This window comes from Kitasatospora sp. NPDC057965 (genome assembly GCF_042887135.1).
Lineage (GTDB): Bacteria > Actinomycetota > Actinomycetes > Streptomycetales > Streptomycetaceae > Kitasatospora.
The window spans coordinates 55,793-72,892 of the sequence record NZ_JBHVPZ010000004.1; the positions used below are offsets into that span (position 1 = coordinate 55,793).

At 75.3% G+C, this 17,100-nt stretch carries 14 protein-coding genes; 7 read left to right on the top strand and 7 right to left on the bottom strand.

What is annotated here, in order from left to right:
• Positions 1-75: 75 nt before the first annotated feature.
• From ACFVVU_RS06090 to ACFVVU_RS06105, 4 genes are all read right to left on the bottom strand, one after another.
• Positions 76-2,055: an anthranilate synthase family protein gene (locus tag ACFVVU_RS06090; RefSeq protein ID WP_387788545.1), complete on the bottom strand. Its 1,980-nt coding sequence runs from the start codon at positions 2,053-2,055 to the stop codon at positions 76-78.
• Positions 2,048-2,821, bottom strand: coding sequence for a 2,3-dihydro-2,3-dihydroxybenzoate dehydrogenase (locus ACFVVU_RS06095; RefSeq protein WP_380685093.1), 774 nt, complete (start codon positions 2,819-2,821; stop codon positions 2,048-2,050). The genes ACFVVU_RS06090 and ACFVVU_RS06095 overlap by 8 nt, the downstream gene beginning before the upstream one ends.
• Positions 2,822-2,969: 148 nt before the next feature.
• On the bottom strand, positions 2,970-4,145 hold the full coding sequence (locus tag ACFVVU_RS06100; protein WP_380685094.1) for a 3-deoxy-7-phosphoheptulonate synthase: 1,176 nt from the start codon (positions 4,143-4,145) through the stop codon (positions 2,970-2,972).
• Positions 4,146-4,183: 38 nt separating this feature from the next.
• The gene (locus ACFVVU_RS06105) at positions 4,184-4,798 is read right to left on the bottom strand and encodes a flavodoxin family protein (RefSeq protein ID WP_387788546.1); all 615 of its coding nucleotides are present in this window, start codon (positions 4,796-4,798) and stop codon (positions 4,184-4,186) included.
• A 250-nt stretch (positions 4,799-5,048) separates the two neighbouring features.
• Here ACFVVU_RS06105 and ACFVVU_RS06110 point away from each other — a divergent pair, with 250 nt between their 5' ends.
• Both ACFVVU_RS06110 and ACFVVU_RS06115 read left to right on the top strand, forming a co-directional pair.
• Positions 5,049-6,206: a transaldolase family protein gene (locus ACFVVU_RS06110; protein ID WP_380685095.1), complete on the top strand. Its 1,158-nt coding sequence runs from the start codon at positions 5,049-5,051 to the stop codon at positions 6,204-6,206.
• A gap of 156 nt (positions 6,207-6,362) precedes the next feature.
• Positions 6,363-8,528, top strand: coding sequence for a helix-turn-helix domain-containing protein (locus ACFVVU_RS06115; protein WP_387788547.1), 2,166 nt, complete (start codon positions 6,363-6,365; stop codon positions 8,526-8,528).
• A 14-nt stretch (positions 8,529-8,542) separates the two neighbouring features.
• On the opposite strand, the gene ACFVVU_RS06120 is transcribed toward ACFVVU_RS06115, so the two are convergent.
• The 3 genes from ACFVVU_RS06120 to ACFVVU_RS06130 form a co-directional block, all read right to left on the bottom strand.
• Entirely contained in the window at positions 8,543-9,757 is a 1,215-nt protein-coding gene (locus ACFVVU_RS06120; protein WP_387788548.1) for an IS701 family transposase, read from the bottom strand.
• A gap of 210 nt (positions 9,758-9,967) precedes the next feature.
• Positions 9,968-10,816: an NAD(P)H-binding protein gene (locus ACFVVU_RS06125; RefSeq protein WP_380686561.1), complete on the bottom strand. Its 849-nt coding sequence runs from the start codon at positions 10,814-10,816 to the stop codon at positions 9,968-9,970.
• A 36-nt stretch (positions 10,817-10,852) separates the two neighbouring features.
• Positions 10,853-12,085, bottom strand: coding sequence for an acyltransferase family protein (locus tag ACFVVU_RS06130; RefSeq protein ID WP_387788549.1), 1,233 nt, complete (start codon positions 12,083-12,085; stop codon positions 10,853-10,855).
• A gap of 229 nt (positions 12,086-12,314) precedes the next feature.
• On the opposite strand from ACFVVU_RS06130, the gene ACFVVU_RS06135 reads away from it, so the two are divergent.
• From ACFVVU_RS06135 to ACFVVU_RS06155, 5 genes are all read left to right on the top strand, one after another.
• The gene (locus ACFVVU_RS06135; protein WP_387788550.1) at positions 12,315-13,295 is read left to right on the top strand and encodes an NADPH:quinone reductase; all 981 of its coding nucleotides are present in this window, start codon (positions 12,315-12,317) and stop codon (positions 13,293-13,295) included.
• Between the two features lie 105 nt (positions 13,296-13,400).
• Positions 13,401-14,861: an MFS transporter gene (locus ACFVVU_RS06140; RefSeq protein WP_387788551.1), complete on the top strand. Its 1,461-nt coding sequence runs from the start codon at positions 13,401-13,403 to the stop codon at positions 14,859-14,861.
• A gap of 84 nt (positions 14,862-14,945) precedes the next feature.
• A complete protein-coding gene (locus ACFVVU_RS06145) occupies positions 14,946-15,731 on the top strand; it encodes an alpha/beta fold hydrolase (RefSeq protein WP_387788552.1) in 786 nt (261 codons plus the stop codon).
• A gap of 69 nt (positions 15,732-15,800) precedes the next feature.
• Positions 15,801-16,370, top strand: coding sequence for a hypothetical protein (locus tag ACFVVU_RS06150; RefSeq protein ID WP_387788553.1), 570 nt, complete (start codon positions 15,801-15,803; stop codon positions 16,368-16,370).
• The gene (locus tag ACFVVU_RS06155; protein WP_387788554.1) at positions 16,367-16,972 is read left to right on the top strand and encodes a hypothetical protein; all 606 of its coding nucleotides are present in this window, start codon (positions 16,367-16,369) and stop codon (positions 16,970-16,972) included. The genes ACFVVU_RS06150 and ACFVVU_RS06155 overlap by 4 nt, the downstream gene beginning before the upstream one ends.
• The last annotated feature ends 128 nt before the right edge of the window (positions 16,973-17,100 follow it).

Sequence of the window (17,100 nt, forward strand, 5' to 3'; positions counted from 1 at the left end):
CGGTGGTTCCGCCGGGGTTTTCCGGCTCCGGTAATGCTTTTCCAGGTGGAACGGTTGGGGGACGTGTACGACTCGTCAGGGGAATTCCGGCCCTTCCGGCGCTTTCCGCTCGGCGGACGGTAATACCAACGCGTGTTCGATCAGATCACCGGTGATCCGCACGCCGTCGCGGGTGAGCACCGACTCGGCGTGGAACTGCACCGAGGCGAAGCCCGGTCCGCGCAGCGCGTGCACCTCGCCGGTCGTGGCATCCCGGGCGATCCACACCGGGCCGACCCCGGGCGCCTCGAACCACGCCGCCGCAGCGCCCGCGTCGGCTTCCCAGGAGGCGGCGAAGGTGTTGTAGAAGCCGACCCGCTCGGCGGCACCGAACAGGTCGATCGCGCGCTGCACGCCCTGGTTGGGCACCGCGCGGCGGACCAGCGGCAGCCCCAGCTCGGCGCTGAGCACCTGGTGGCTCAGGCAGACCGCCAGGAAGGGCCGCCGCGCGGCCAGCAACTCCCGGACCGCCGCGCGGAGATGGGCGATCTTCGGGTGCGCGGTGTCGCGCGGGTCGCCGGGCCCCGGCCCGAGCACCACCAGGTCCGTCCCGGCGAGCGCGTACGGCTCGTCGAACCGGCGGACCTCGACCTCCAGGCCGAGCGCCCGCAGCTGGTGGCCGATCATCGCGGTGAAGGTGTCCTCGGCGTCCACCACCAGCACCCGCCGCCCGACCAGCCCGGGGCGCGGCCTGGCCCGCTCCGCGTCCCCGGCCAGCCAGAAGTCCGCCAGACCCCCGTTGCGACCGGCCAGCGCCGCCCGCACCCGCGGGTGCGCGGCGAACCGGTCCCGGCCGCCCTCGGTCAGCGCGGCCAGCAGGCCGGCCGCCTTGGCCCTGGTCTCGGCCACCTCGGAGAGCGGGTCGGAGTGCCGCACCAGGGTCGCCCCGACGCCGATCCGCAGCCGGCCGCCGGGCGCGATCTCGGCGGTGCGGATCAGGATGCCGGAGTCCAGGGTCCGCCCGCCGGCCGCGTCCCGGCCGATCAGCGCGGCCACCCCGCTGTAGTAACCCCGGCCGCCGGGCTCGTACTTGGCGATCACCCGGGCGGCGGACTCCAACGGGCTGCCGGTCACCGTCGGCGCGAACAGCGTCTCGCGCAGCACCTCGCGCGGGTCCCGGCCGGTGCGGCCCTCGATGAAGTACTCGGTGTGCGCGAGCCGGGCCATCTCCTTGAGGTACGGGCCGACCACCCGGCCGCCGCCCGGGCAGATCCGGGCCATCATCTTGAGCTCCTCGTCGAGCACCATGGAGAGCTCCTCGCTCTCCTTGCGGTCGGCCAGGAAGTCCATCAGCCCGTCGAGGTCCGGGCCGCGCTCCGGATAGCGGTAGGTGCCGCTGATCGGGTTCATCACCGCCCGTCCGCCGTGCACGCTGATGTGCCGCTCGGGGGTGGCGCCGACCAGCGTCCGCTCCCCGGTGTGCACCAGGAAGGTCCAGTAGGCACCGCTCTCCCGCCGCAGCAGCCGGCCGAACAGGGTGAGCGCGGCGGCCGCGGCGTCCCCGCCGACGCCGGCCAGGTAGGAGCGCTTGAGCACGAAGTTGGCGCCGGTGCCCTCGCCGATCTCCTCCGCGACCACCCGGCGGACGGTCTGCGCGTACTCCTCGTCGCCGAGGTCGAAGCCGCCGCCGGTCAGCTCGATCGGCCCGTCCGGGAGCCGGGCGAGCAGGTCGGCGAGCGGCAGCACGGCCTGTTCGGTGACGGTCAGCGCGAGCAGCGGGGCGCCGTCGTCCGGGGCCTCGAAGCCGCGCTCGGCGATCTGCCGGTAGGGGACCAGGGCGAGCAGCTCGTGCCGCTCGCCGGCCGGTTCCCCGGGCGGCCCCGGCTCCCCGGACTCCTCGGGCTCCTCGGGCTCCTCGGACAGCGGCAGGTCGGCCAGCACCGCCGGGGCGGACACCTCGCCGATCAGCAGCTCCACCAGGCCGGGGCCGGTGGCCTCCGGCCGGTGCAGCAGCGCGAACGCGGGCGGCCGGTCGGCCAGCACCCGGTCCAGCGGGGACGGTCGGTCGCTACGCACCGAGCCCGGCACCCCCGTCCACCGTGAGCGCGTGCAGGGTGACGTGGCCGGCCTCGTCGGAGAGCAGGAAGGCCACCGCGTGCGCGACGTCCTCGGGGCGGCCCAGCTTGCCGAGCGGGATGCCGACCTTGTAGGCGGACGGCAGCCCGGCGACGGTGGCGGCCCGCCCGGCCTCGCCGTCCGACCACATGGCGCTGAGCATCGGGGTGTCGGTGGAGCCCGGCGCGACCACGTTGCAGCGGATGCCGTACCGGGCCACCTCCAGGCCCAGGCTGCGGGTGAAGTGGGTGGCCGCCGCCTTGGAGGCCGCGTAGGCCGCCATCTCGGTGCGCGGGACGAGGCCCGCGTTGGAGGCCACCGTGACGATCGCGCCGTGCCCGCGCGGGATCATCCGGCGGACCACCGCCCGGGAGACCCGGAAGACACCCTCGGCGTTGATCGCGAAGGTGGTCCGCCAGTCCTCGTCGCTGAGGTCGCGGATCGCGCCGAGCCGCAGCACCCCGGCGTTGTTGACCAGGTGGTCGAGCGGTCCCAGCCGCTGCTCGGCGGCCTCGACGGCCGCCTCGACGGAGGCGCTGTCGGTGACGTCGGCGGGGATCGCGGCCACTGTGCGGCCCTCGGCGGTCAGCTTGCCGGCGAGCTCGGCGAGGCGCTCGGCGTCCCGGTCCACGGCCGCGACGAGCGCACCGCGCTCGGCCAGCAGCCGGACCACGGCGGCGCCGATGCCGCCCGCCGCGCCGGTGACGAATGCCACCTTGTTTCTCATGTGCGGACCTCCCTGGGGGACGCGGCCCGGGGGCGTGGGCCGCGGGTGGGTTGGGGTGGTGCACGGGACGGAACGGGGTGGTGCGGTGCCCGGGCCCGGACTCGGGTGCGGGCCGGGACCGGACCCGGACTCCGGCCGGGACCGGGCCTCAGGGGCGCCAGGCGGACACCACGGCGAGCGCCTGGCCCGGGTTGAGCCTCGGGTCGCACAGGCTCGTGTACTTGTCGCCGACCCGGGCCAGTCCCGACCCGTCGTCGGCGCACTCGGTGACGTCGTCCGGGGTGGTCTCCAGGTGCAGTCCCCCGTCGACGCCGCCCTCGGCGCGGACGGCCTGCTGGAAGGCCTCGACCTCCCGCACCAGTGCCGGCACCAGCCGGGTCTTCAGCCCGTCCGGCCCGGGGACGGTGTTGCCGTGCATCGGGTCGCTGAGCCAGACCACCGGGTGCCCGGCCGTGCGGACGGCGCGGACCAGCCCGGGCAGGACCTCGGCGACCCGGTCCGCGCCGAGCCGGGCGATCAGGGTGAGCCGGCCGGGCTCGCGGCCCGGGTCGAGCAGGGCGCACAGCCGCAGCAGCTCCTCGGCGGTGGTGGCCGGGCCGACCTTGCAGCCGACCGGGTTCACCACCCGGGCGAGCAGCGCGACATGGGCGCCGTCGGGGTCGCGGGTGCGCTCGCCGATCCACGGGAAGTGGGTGGAGGCGAGCAGCGGCCGGCCCCGCTCGTCCCGGCGCAGCAGCGGCAGTTCGTAGTCCAGCAGCAGCGCCTCGTGGCTGGTCCACGGCGGCGGCCCGACGGCGGCCGGTTCGCCGGGGGCGAGCCGGCCGAGGTGGTCCATCACCCGCCGGGCCGCCTCGTAGCCGGCCGTCAGCCGGCGCGGGTCCGGGGTGCGCCGGGCCCGGTCGGGTTCCGGGCCGTTGACCAGATGGCCTCGGTAGACCGGGAGTTCGACGCCGTCGCACAGCTCGGTGGGGCGCGAACGGGGCTTGGCGTACTGGCCGCCGATCCGGCCGATCCGCACCACCGGGCGGTGCGTGGTGAGCTTCAGCCGGCCGGCCAGCAGGTCGAGCAGCGCGGCTTTGCGGGCGACGTCCCCGGAGCTGCTCTCCTGGGGGTCCTCGGCGCAGTCGCCGGCCTGCAGGACGTGCGCGCGGCCCAACGCGACCCGGGCGAGCAGGGCGCGCAGCCGGTGCACCCCGGCGGCTTCCACCAGGGCCGGTCGGTCGGCCAACTCTTTTCGGACGGCGGCGAGTTCGACCGGATCCGGCCAATCGGGCTGCTGCCCGGCGGGGCGGCCGGCGAGGGCGGCCGCGAGCGGGTCGTGCACTGTGCTCTCCCTCCCGGGTGGGCGGACCCGTCCGGTCGCTAGTCGGCGAGGCCGCGGACCAGTCCGGCCACCCGGACCACCCGGCGGGCCTGGAACTCGACGGCGGCGATGTTCTCCTCGTGCACCTGACCTGGCACGTTGCGGGAGACCGCGCTGGCCCCGTACGGGTTGCCGTTGTTGGGGCGGAACAGCACCGGGTCGGTGGAGCCGGTGGCCAGGATCAGCGAGCCCCAGTGGCAGAAGGCGTTGTGCAGCGCGAGGATCGTCGTCTCGTGGCCGCCGCGCGGCGCCGAGCCCGAGGTGAACGCGGAGACCGCCTTGTCGGCCAGCCCGCCGGGGATCGACAGCGGCGCCGTCGAGTCGACGAACCGCAGCACCGGCGCGGCCGGCAGGCCGAACCGCACCGGGGTGCCGATCAGGATGCCGTCCGCCCAGGCCAGGTCGTCGAGGGTGGCCTCGAGCACGTCCGCGGTACGGACCCGCAGCTCCCGGGCGGCCTCCTCGGTGCCCGGCACGTAGGTGTCGTCCGGCAGGTCCGCGATCCGGCGCAGCCGCACCTCGGCGCCCGCCTTCCCGGCGGCGTCGGCCGCCGCCTCGGCCAGCCTGGCGACATTTCCGGTCGACGAGTAATAGATGACGGCAATGGTGGTCACGGCGGTGAACTCCTCGGGGGCGACGGCGCGGCGTTCCCCTGATCGTTGACCGTGGACCGGCGAGCGGCCAACGGAGTTCCCGGCACTTCGTCAGGTGGCGGCGGACTCCATCAAATACTCGCCGATCACTTCACCGGTCCCGACCTGACATTGACCGGAGGACTCGCTTTTCCGGGCACGAATTGCTCCCTATCCTCGGTCCACGGCCCGTTTGCGGACCGTCGCAGAGCCGAGGAGCAGTGATCCCGCAGTGAAGAAGCCGCCGGCCGCCTCGCCCCGCACCGGAGACCTGCGGCCGCTGATCTCCGAGGGCGTCTCACCCTGGCTGGACGGGATCCACCGCGGTCTGGCCGCCTCGGGCCTGCTCGGCCGGCTGATCGAGCGCAGGGGTCTGCGCGGCGCCACCACCAACCCCGCCCTGCTGGCCGGCCCGCTGCGGCACGATCCGGCCTACGCCGACCAGTTGGCCCGGCTGGCCGGCCACCACGTCTCCCCCGAGGGCTCGGTCTGGGCCGCCACCGTGCACGACCTGCGGCTGGTCTGCGAGGAGTTCCTCGGCGTCTTCCGCACCACCCACGGCCACGACGGCCTGGTCTCCGCCGACCTGGACCCGCGGCTGGCCCACGACCCGGCCGCGACCGTCGCGGAGGCCGTCGAACTGGCCCGCGCGGTGGACCGGCCCAACCTGCTGGTGAAGATTCCGGCCACCCCCGCCGGGCTGACCGCGATCCGCGACTGCCTGGGCCTGGGGCTCGGCGTGCACGCCACCGGCCTCTACTCGGTGCGGCGCTACGGGCAGGTGGTGGACGCCTACTTCGACGGTCTGGAGCAGGCGCTGGCGGCCGGCCACCGGCTGGCCGGCATCGCCTCGGTGGCCTCGCTGCCGGTCGGCCGGGTCGACCGGGAGATCGACCGGCGGCTCGCCGCGATCCCCGGGCCGGACGCCGCGGCGCTGCGCGGCCTCACCGCCCAGGCCGCGGCCCGGCTGATGTACCGGGCCTACGAGGACCGGCTCGGCGACGGCCGCTGGCGCACCCTGCGCGCCTCGGGGGCGCGCCCGCAGCGGCTGCTGTGGACCGACTCGGCGCTCGGCGGGGCCGCCGCGCAGGCCCGGTACGTGGCCGGGCTGGTGTCCTGGGGCACCGCGCACGCGATGACCCGGCCGGTGCTGGAGGAGGCGGTCCGCAAGCTCCGGCTGGAGGGCGACACCCTGCTCGGCCGGCACGAGGCGGCCCGCGCGGTGCTCGACCGGCTGGGCCGGCTCGGCATCGACTACGGCGCGGTGGCCCGGCGGCTGGAGGAGGAGAGCGTCCCCGGGCTGGTCGAGCACTGGCGGCGGCTGCACACCGCCGTCGAGGGCCGCCCGGCCGGCCTGTCCGGCGATCCGGAACCGGCCCGACTGAGCTGATCGCGCCGGAGGGCTGACTGGCCGTCACCGCCTTGGCATGTGCCCCCGGCGGGCGCCCGGACCCGTTCTTGACGGGACCAACCGCCCCCGCATACCTTCCGATCAGCAGGCCGTCACGCACTCCTTCGTCCAGGAGGGCCTGGGGGAGGGAAGGTCATGACGCGACGGTCGGCCGACTCAATCGCGTTCAACGTCCTGGAACTGCTGGCCAGCGAGGCGCCGGCCGCCGAGGTGGCGGAGCTGGTCGAGCAGGCCCGGCGGGGTTGCGAGTCCGCCCGGGAACGGGCGGCGCTCTGCCGGATCGAGCAGCTCGGTCTGTCCATCCGCTCCCAGTCCCAGCGCCGCCGCCGGCGCGAGGCCGGGCTGACCGCGCTCGCCGACACCGCCCGCGACCTGGCCCTGCCCTACGAACTGGACAGCCTGCTGCGGGTGATCACCCGCCGGGCCCGGCTGCTGCTGGGCGCCGACCTGTCCTGCCTGACCACCACCGAACCGCCCGGCGGCGAGCCGGGGCCGGAGCCGGTGCGGATCCGCACCACCGACGGCACCTGCGGGTCGCTGCGGGCCGGCCTGGCCGTGCCCGACGGCTTCGGCCTGGGCGGCGGCGTACCGGCCGACCCGGGGCCGTTCTGGACCCCGGACTACCTCGCCGACGAGCGGATCCGGCGCAGCCCGGTGGTCGACGCGACGATCCGCGCCGAGGGGCTGCGGGCCGTGATGGCCGTCCCGCTGGGCCACCGCGGCCGGCCGTTCGGCACGCTGTACGTCGCCGAGCGCGCGGTGCGCTACTTCACCACCGACGAGATCTCGCTGATGGCCGCGCTCGGCGACCTCGCCGGGGTGGCGATCGAGAAGGCCCGGCTGCTGGAGCGGGCCTCCCGGGCGCCCGCCGGTCCGCCGGGCCGGCCGGTCGCCCCGGCGGACCGTTCGGACGAGGCGGGCCGTCCGGGCGGCACGGAAGGTTCGGGCGGTTCGGGCGGCACGGACCGGGCGGACCCGGCCGGTGAACTCGCCGAGGTGCACCGGAGCCTGGTCGACCTGGCGCTCTCCGGCCGCGACCCGCACGCCCTGGTCCGGGACGCCGGCCGCCGGCTCGACCTGGGCCTGCGGGTGTACGCCAGCGACGGCACCGTGCTCGCCTCGGCCGGCGAGCTGCCCGAGCTCGACGAGCCGACCGTGCTGGCCACCGCCGTCGACACCCACGCAGCCGGGCGTCCGGTCCGGCTGGCCGGACCGCTCTGGGCCACCCCGGTGCGCGCCGGTTCGACCGACCTCGGCACCCTGCTCGCCCGCCCGTCCGGCCAACGTGCCGAACGCGCCGCGGAGTTCTGCCAGAGCGTCGCGCAGGCCCTCGCGGTCGCCCTGCTGCTGGAGGGCGAGCGGTCGGCCGCCCCGGCCCGCCCGGTCCGCGACGAGCTGCTCGACGAACTGCTCAGCAACCCGCAGCGCCCGCCCCAGCAACTGGCCGCGCGGGCCCGCCGGCTGGGCATCGACCTGTCCGCCGAGCACGTCCTGGTGGTCGCCCGGCCCGAGGGCGAGGCCCAGGGGCGGACGGCGACCTGGGCCGGCCTGTACGCCCACCGGATGGGCGGCCTCAAACGGGTGCACAACGGCCGGGCGGTACTGCTGCTGCCCGGCGCCGATCCGGGCCGGGCCGCCAGGGCGGTCGCCGAGGAGCTCACCCCGCTGCTCGGCCTGCCGGTGACGGTCGGCGCGGCCGGGCCGGTCTGCGACCCGACCTCGGTCCTGCACGGCTACCGCGAGGCGCTGCGCTGCCTGGACGCGATGACCTCGCTGGGCGCCGTCGGCCGTGCCGCCTCCGCGCGCGAACTCGGGTTCGTGGGCGTTCTGTTGGCGGACAACCATGACATCGACGGGTTCATCGAGTCGGCCGTCGGGCCGGTCCTCGACTACGACCGGCAGCGGCTCACCGAGCTGACCCGCACCCTGCAGGCCTGGTTCGAGACCGGCAACAGCCCGACCCACGCGGCGCAGCGGCTGCACGTGCACCCCAACACGGTGGCCCGGCGGCTGGAGCGGATCGGCGAACTGCTCGGCCCGGACTGGCTGAAGCCCGAGCGCTCCTTCGAGATCCAGCTGGCGCTCAAGCTCTGCCGGGTGCGCCGGGTACTGCTCGACCGCAACACCCGGAACACCCGGGACGGTCGCGAGGGGCGCGAGGGCCGGGACGGCCGCGACTCCCGCGACGGGTCGGACAGCCCCGACGCCCTCGACAGCCAGAACACCCGGGACACCCAGAACACCCGCGACGCCCGGGGCCCGAGCGACAGCCGCAACGGCCACCCCGGCCCGGGCGGCTGACGCCCGCCCGGGGCTCACGGCCGGTCGTCGCCGCGGGCCAGCACCGCCACCGCGTGCGCCGCCGAGGCCAGCGTGATGTGCCGGTGCCAGCCGCCGAACGAGCGCCCGGCGAAGTCCCGCACCCCGACCCGGTCGGCGGTCCGGGTGAAGTCCCGGTCCACCCGCTCGGCCAGCCGGGCCAGCCGCACCAGCCCGGCCGGTGGCAGGTCCACCAGGTCGGTGAGCCACAGCTCGGCCGGCCAGCGCCCGCCGACCGTGCCCACCCCGAGCAACAGCAGGTCCGCGCCGCCGCGCCGCCCCCGGTCCGCCCGGGCGGGCCCCGGCCAGGCCGGACGCACCCGCACCGCGGCCACCAGCCCGGCGCGCAGCGCGCCCGCCGCGTCCGACCAGACCACCGGCCGGCGCAGCTCCCGGGCGGCGGTGAGCAGTTGGCAGGCCGGCCCGGGCCCGGCCGGGTGGCCGGGCAGCGGCGCCACCGGCCGCAGCGGGAAGGAGCCGTTCACCCGGACCAGCATCGGCACCCGCTCGGCCCGCATCCGGCGCACCAGCCGCAGCCCGTCGGCGTCCCGGGCGTCCGCGACCACCGGGCGGGCCGGCAGGCCCCAGCGGGCGGGCAGGCCGAGCACCGCCTCCAGCGCGCAGTCGCCGAGGCTCTCCGCGTCCACCTCGTCCGGGATCAGGGCCTGGCTGCGCCGCGGCGCGTCCTCCAGCCAGGTGCGCGGCAGGTGCAGCCGCCAGTTGACCGGCCCGCTGAAGCTCTCCGAGGCGGCCCAGACGCCCACCGCCTGCTGGGCGTTGAGCACCTGGCCGAGGGCCGGGATGAAGCGGCGGTCCACGCCCACCGAGTGGTCGCCGGCCTTCGGGACGACCATCGGCCGCAGCACGTAGGCCTGCGGCGGGGCGATCCGGGCGAGGTGCTGGGCAAGCGCCTGGCGGACCGGGCCCCAGTCCCAGGTGGAGCTGGTGATGAAGTGGTGCAGGCTCTGCTCGGCGGCCGGACCGCCGACCATGGTGGCGATGTTGCGGATCGACTTGCGTCCGCTCGCGCCGAGCAGTCCGCGCAGGTACTGCGCGCCCTTGCGGCGCTGGTCGCTGCGCGGGAGCGAGGCGAACAGCACCCCGCACAGCTCCTTGAGCAGCACCTCGTGCGAGGCGTCGAGCAACCGGCCGTCCTCCGGCGGGGCCTGCGGCTCCACCGGCAGCGGTCGGGTCATGGCTGTTCCGCTCATCGGTCCCCCCTCGAATCGCGGTGTGGCTGCGCCGTACTCACGGCCGGGGTCCGTGTCCAGACCCTAGGCTTCGCGCCCCGTCCCGCTAAGGTGCGCGGCCCACCCGTCCGGCGCGGTCGGTGGTGGCCCGGCCACCGGGGTCCCGCCGACCGGTGCGGCGGATCCGCATTCCGGTACGGCGGGCCCCGGTGGCGGGCCCGGGTCGGGCACTCAGGCGGTGAAGTCCGCGGCGTGGTCGCGGGCCCACTCGGCGAAGGTCCGGGCCGGGCGGCCGGTGAGCCGCTCCACCGTGTCGGACACCTCGGTGGGGACGCCGTCGGAGCCGGCCCAGTAGCCGACCACCGCGTCCATCACCCAGACCGGGACGATCGGGGCGAGCGCCTCGCGCGCCTCGGCCTCGGTCAGCTCCTCGAACTCCAGCGGCCGTCCGAGCGCCTCGGACAGCGCCGCCAGCTGCTCGCGCTGGGTGATCGAGACCGGGCCGCTGAGGAAGTACGCCTGCCCCTCGTGGCCCGCCCCGGTGAGCACGGCCGCCGCGACCGCGGCGATGTCCTTCTCGTGGATCGCGTCGCTGTGCGACTCCGGGTACGGGAAGCGGATCCGCCCCTCGGCCCGGATCGACTCCGGCCAGCCCCACATCAGGATGTTGGTGGCGAAGTTGTGCGGCCGCAGGAAGGTGTGCGGGATCCCGGAGGCGAGCACCGCCTCCTCGACCGCGCGGTGCATCTCGACGATCGGCTTCTGCACCGGGAAGGACTCCACCACGGTCTGCGAGGAGAGCACCACGACGTGCCGCACGCCCGCCTCCTTCGCCGCGGCGAGGAAGCCGGCCGTGCTCTGCGGGACGGCGTAGAGGAACACCTTCTCCACCCCGGCCAGCGCCGGGCCGTAGGTGTCGGGGTCGGTGAGGTCGAGCACGGCGGTGTCGGCCGGGGCCGGCGGCGTCAGCTTCTCCGGGGTCCGGGCGCCGGCCCGGACGTCGGCGCCGGCCGCCAGCAGGTGCGCCAGCACCTCGGCGCCGACCTGGCCGGTCGCCCCGGTGACGAGGATCTTGCCCATGGGTACGGCTCGCTTTCTGAACGTCGGTCGGGAAGGTCAGGGGGACGGGGAGGACGAGGAGGACGAGGGTGACGCGGAGGACGGCGCCGCGGCCGTCCCGGCCGGCTTGCGGCGCGGGGCGGAGAACCGCCGGGTGATCGGCGCCTCGACCAGCCGGTACAGCACCCAGGAGAGCAGCACGGTCACCGCGATGGCGAGCAACAGCAGGCCGACACCCTCGACGGTGGAGTACATCCGGGTGCCGAGCAGGTCGCGCAGCTCGGTCAGCACGACGAAGTGCAGCAGGTAGAAGGCGAAGGAGATCTCGCCGAGCCAGGTCATCGTCCGGTTGCGGAAGGGGGTGAACCGGCCGTCCCGGTCGGCGATCGCGGTGGCCGCGACCAGCAGCGCGATCGGCAGCACGGTGAGGGCCCGCTGGGCGTACAGGTAGGGCACCCAGCGGGTGGCGGCGTAGCCGGCCACCAGCAGCACGCCGGACCAGACCATGCCGATGTCGCGCCAGCGGCCGGAGCGCACCGCGAGCGCGACCAGGATGCCGAGCGCGAAGTCGACCATCCGCACCGGCGGGAGCACGTAGGCGAACCAGTACTGGGAGACCGAGGCCCCGTAGCCCCCGGGAACGCCCGGGGTGTCGGGCAGCAGCAGGTAGGCGAGGCCGGGGGTGGCGACGACGGCGGCGACCGCCCCGGCTATCCAGTACGGCAGCCGCTCGGGGCGGATCGCGCGCAGCGCCCGGTGCAGCAGCGGGAAGGAGAGGTAGAAGACCAGCTCGGCGCCGAGCGACCAGCTCGGCGGGTCGACGCTGAAGTAGGTGTTGAAGTCGGGTATCCAGACCTGCACCATCAGCAGGTTGAGCACGGCGGTGCGGACCGGGGTGTAGGCACCCGCGAACAGCACCAGGGCCAGCGCCCAGGTGACCACGTAGTTCGGGACGATCTTGACCAGGCGCCGCCGCCAGAACCCGGTCGCGGTGTCTCCGGGGCGGGCCGACCAGGTCAGCACGAAGCCGCTGAGCACGAAGAAGAAGGCCACGCCGAGGCCGCCGGCCTGGTCGGCGAGGTCGGTGAAGCGGTACTCGGCGCGGTCGTCGGCGAAGAACCGCAGGGTGGGGATCGGCAGCGCCGCGTGGTAGGCGAAGACCGCGAGGGCGGCGGGGAAGCGCAGGCCGGTCAGGGACGGCAGACGGACGGCGGCTGGGCGCGTCGTGCCCGGTCCGCTCCCGCCGGCGGGTCTCGGTCCCGGCTGGGCGAGGAGTCGGTCGGTGGCCATGGTTCCGTCCTTGGGGTCGGGCGATGGGTGGGGACGGAGGCAGGCCGGCCCCACCCGCAGACCAAGTAAACTACTCCGTGCAGATGAGAGATTGCACCGATCGGTGTAGCATCTATGTCAGGTCGGGGGACAACCCGTCCACACCCTGCTTTCCTTCCGAGACAAGGGAGTTGACGAACGATGCCGCGATCCGACGCCGCCCGTGCGCATCTCCCGCAGGATCGGCCCCATGCGTGCAGCGTTCATTCCGCAGCTCGGACCGGCCACCGTCATCCGTCACGGCGAGGTGCCCGAGCCGGTCCCCGGCCCCACCGACGTCCTGGTCGAGGTGACCGCCGTGTCGGTCAACCCGGTCGACACCTTCGTCCGCTCGGGGCTCTTCCCGACCGCCCTGCCCTTCCCGTTCGTGATCGGGCGGGACCTCGTGGGCACGGTGGTCAGGGCCGGCCCCGGCGCCCCCGGCTTCACCCCCGGTGACCGGGTCTGGAGCAACAGCCTCGGCCACGAGGGCCGGCAGGGCGCGGCGGCCGAGCGCGCGGCCGTCCCCGCCGACCGGCTCTACCACCTCCCCCCGGACACCGACCCGGCCGAGGCCGTCGCCGTCGTCCACCCCGCGGCCACCGCGTACCTCGCCCTGTTCACCCACGGCGGGCTGCGCACCGGCGAGACCGTGCTGGTCGGCGGCGGGGGCGGCAACGTCGGCGGCGCCCTGATCGTGCTGGCCACCGAGGCCGGCGCCCGGGTGGTCGCCACCGCGAACCCCGGCGACGCCGGGCACTGCCGGGCCCTCGGCGCCGCCGAGGTGCTCGACTACCGCGCCCCCGACCTGCCCGACCTGCTCCGCGCCGCCTGCCCCGGCGGCATCGACGTCCACCTCGACACCTCCGGCACCAACGACCTCGCCACCGCCGTCGACCTGCTCGCCCCGCGCGGCCGGATCGTGCTGCTCGCCGGCGCCCGCTCCCGCCCCGAACTGCCCGCCGGCCGGCTCTACATGAAGGACGGCTCGATCCGCGGGTTCGTCATCTCGCACGCCACCACCGCCGAGCTCGCCGAGGCCGCGGTCGCCGTCAACCGGCTGCTCGCGGCCGGCCGGCTGCGCCCACGGGCCCTGGAGATCCATCCGCTGAGCGCCGCCGGCGAGACCCACCAGCGGCTGGAGAAGGGCGAGCTGAACGGCCGACGGGTCGTCCTGACCCCCGGGCCGTGACGGCTCGCCCCGCGTCCCCCGCACCTCCCGCACGCCCCGTACGCCCCGTACGCCCCGTACGCCCCTGGCCGACGCTCCCCCCGACCGCCACCGAAAGGCTCCCCCATGTCCCCGTCCGCCGGCGCCGAGCAGGCCGCCGGGCCGCGCCGCTCGGGCCTCCTGCTGGCCCTGCTGGCGTTCGCCCAGTTGATCGTCTCGATCGACTACAACATCGTCTACGTGGCGCTCCCGGAGATCGGCAGCGGCCTCGGCTTCTCCGCACAGACCCTGCAGTGGGTGGTCAGCGCCTACGCGGTCGCCTTCGGCGGCTTCCTGCTCTTCGGCGGCCGGGCCTCCGACCTCTTCGGCCGCCGCCGGATGTTCGTCCTCGGCCTGCTGCTGTACGCCGGCTCCTCGCTGCTCGGCGGCCTGGCCAACGTCCCCGGCCTGCTGGTCGCGGCCCGCGCCCTGCAGGGCCTCGGCGGCGCCTTCCTGTTCCCCGCCACCCTCGCCCTGGTGGTCACCGGCTTCGCCGAGGGCCGCGAGCGCAACCGGGCCCTGTCGGTCTGGGCGGCGGCCGGCGCCAGCGGCATGATCATCGGATCGCTGGCCGGCGGGGTGCTCACCGAGGCCTTCGGCTGGCAGGCGGTCTTCTACGTCAACGTGCCGCTGGCCGGCGGCGCCGCCCTGCTCGCGCCCCGGCTGATCGCCGCCGACGGCCCGCGCGGGAGCGGCCGCTCCTTCGACCTGCCCGGCGCGCTGACCTCCACCGCCGGCGCCACCCTGGTGGTCTTCACCCTGGTCCAGGCACCCGCCTCCGGCTGGACCTCGCCGCTGGTGCTGATCACCGCCGTGCTCGGCCTCGGCCTGCTCGCCGCCTTCGTGGCGATCGAGTCCCGGGCCGGCGACCCGCTGATGCCGCTGCGGCTCTTCCGCAACCGCAACCTGTCCACCGGCGTGCTCACCACCTTCCTGTTCATGGCGAGCTTCGGCACCCTGCTGTACTTCCTGACCGTCTACTTCCAGACCGTGCACGAGTACAGCGCGCTGCGCACCGGCGTCGCCTTCCTGATCCCGATGGCCTGCGGCTTCCTCGGCTCGATGCTGGGCGGCCGGCTCGCCACCCGCTTCGGCGCCCGCAACACGCTGATCGCCTCCTACCTGTTCGGCGCGCTCGGCACCGCCGCGGCGGCGCTGGCCATGGAGCCGGACGGCAGCTACGTCGCCCTGCTGCCCGGCCTGGTGGTGCTCAGCGTCTGCCAGGGCGTCATCTTCACCACGATGTTCGCCGCCTCCTCGACCGGGGTGCACCCCTACGAGCAGGGCATCGCCTCCGGCATCGTCTCCACCGGCCAGCAGGTCGGCAGCGCGGTCGGCCTCGGCGCCCTGGTGGCGATCGCCAACGCCGGCACCGAGGGCCTGACCGGCGAGGCACTGCGCTCGGCCACCACCGACGGCCTGCGCACCGCCGTCCTGGTCGCCACCGGCGGCATCGTCGCCCTGGTCCTGGTCGCACTCGGCTTCGACCGCGCCCCCCGCCCGGCCGCGGACGCCGTCGACGACGGTGCCGCGAAGAGCCTGGCCTGATCGACCCCGCCCCGGCTCCGTTCCGCTACCCGTTCCGCCTTCCGTCCGCCCTTCCGTTCCGCTTCCTCGAGGAGAACCTCCGCCATGCCCATCGTCGAAAGCCCCAGCGCCCGCGTCTCCTACACCGTGGCGGGCTCCGGCCACCCTCCCCTGGTCTTCGTGCACGGCACCGGCTTCGGCGCCGCGGGCACCTTCGGCCACCTCACCGGTGACTTCACCGACGTCCGCACCGTCCTGCTGCCGGACTTCGCCGGCTGCGGCGACACCGAGGACGACGGCCGCGAGCTCACCCCCGAACTGCTCGCCGAGCAGATCGCCGCCGTGATCGAGGCGGCCGGCGACGGCCCGGCCGACGTGGTCGGCTTCTCGCTCGGCTCGGTGGTCGCCGCCACCCTCGCCGCCCTGCGCCCCGAGCTGGTGCGCAGCCTGGTGCTCACCTCCGGCTGGAGCCGCCCGGACGACGCCTACCTGCGCAACCACATGACCACCTGGCAGGCCATCCGCGGCGACGCCGACGCCTTCGGCCGCTTCGGCACCCTGACCGCGTTCAGCCGCGACCACCTCAACTCGCTGGACCACGCCGCGCTCGAAGGCATCATCAAGGGCAACCAGCCCACCGAGGGCGCGCTGCGCCACATCGACCTCAACCTGCGCGCCGACATCCGCCCGCTGCTGCCCCGGATCACCGCCCGCACCCTGGTGATCGGCTGCACCCAGGACGCCACCGTCCCGGTCGGGCTCTCCCGCGAGCTCGCCGACGCCATCACCGGCAGCACCTACGCGGAGATCGACAGCGGTCACGTCGTCGTCTACGAGCAGGGCGCCGAGTGGTCCCGCCTGGTCCGCGACTTCGTCCTCCAGGAAGGCTGATCAGCGCCCCAACAACAGGTCCCGCCCCGGGTGATGACACATGATCACCCGGGGCGTAGGGTTTCGACCGTGGACGAACTGACCTTCCGCTCGAAGGACCGGTACCACTGGTCCTGGAGTTTCGCCATCTGGTTCGGGATGGCCGCGGCCATCGCCGGCGCCCGGGTCGTGTACGACCTCGGCACCACGACCCTCCTCTGGATGACCGGCGGCATCGCCGTCCTCTCCGTCCCCCGCCTGGTGGCCCGCGACTCGTGGAGCACGGTCGGCCCCGCCGGGATCACCATCCACGGCCCCGTCCGCCGCCGCGGCCGCACCTATCCCTGGCAGGACGTCCGGTGGATGGAGGTGTACGAGACGGAGAGCCGGTTCGGGCCGTGCCGCATGCTCCAGATCCACTTCGCCAACGGCCGCAGCCGCTTCCTGACCGGGCTCGTCCAGGACCACTCGCACCCCTCGCCCGACTTCGACGAGCAGGTGTGGCGGGTGCACAACTGGTGGCACCTCAGCACCGAGCCCGCCGCCCGGGTGCGACCGCCGAAGAAGTTCCTCGACCTGCCGACCTCCCAGCTGGTCGCCCTGGTGGCCATCGTCGTGATCGGCACCGTCGTCCCCGTGATCGTGATCCACAAGTGGTGACGCCGGCCGGGTCCGGACCCGGGGCACCGGACGCAGGCGAACTGGTCTTCCGCGGGCGGGACCGCTACCGCCCGTCCCCCGCGCACCTGGCCCTGGTGCTCCTCGTCCCGGCCGTCGAGGCCGCCGCCACCATCCGCGGCCTGGGCCTCACCGGCGCCCTGTGGCTCGCCGGCGGCACCTTCGCCTTCATCGGCCTCGGCCTGGCGCTCGCCCGGCGGAGCTTCAGCGCGGTCGGGCCCGGGGGCATCACCGTCTGCTGGGGCTTCGGGCGCGGACGCACCCACCCCTGGCAGGAGATCCGCTGGATCGACGTGCGGACCACCAAGGCCGAGGGCGGGACCGCGTCCCAGGTGCGGATGTTCCTCGCCGACGGCCGCCGCCGCGCGCTCCCCGGGCTGGCGGACAGCCCCCTCTACCCCTCCCCGGACTTCGAGGAGCAGTACCGCCGCATCCTCGCCCGGTGGGAGCTGAGCACCGAGGAGTCCGGCCGGGTCCGGCCCCGGAGGCAGCTGCGGGACCGGATCCCGCCCACGGTGGCCGGCTACCTCGTCGCGCTCGTCCTCGTCCCGCTCGGCACGCTGGTCTTCCTCCTGACGAGGTGAGCCCGGCCGCTCCTCACGCACCGCGGCCGGCCCGCTCCGGACGGTGCCGACGGCGTCCCGGGCCGCCGTTGGCAGCGGACCGGCGTCCCCTGTGACACTGGAGTCGCTCGAAAACCGAGGTGCGCCCG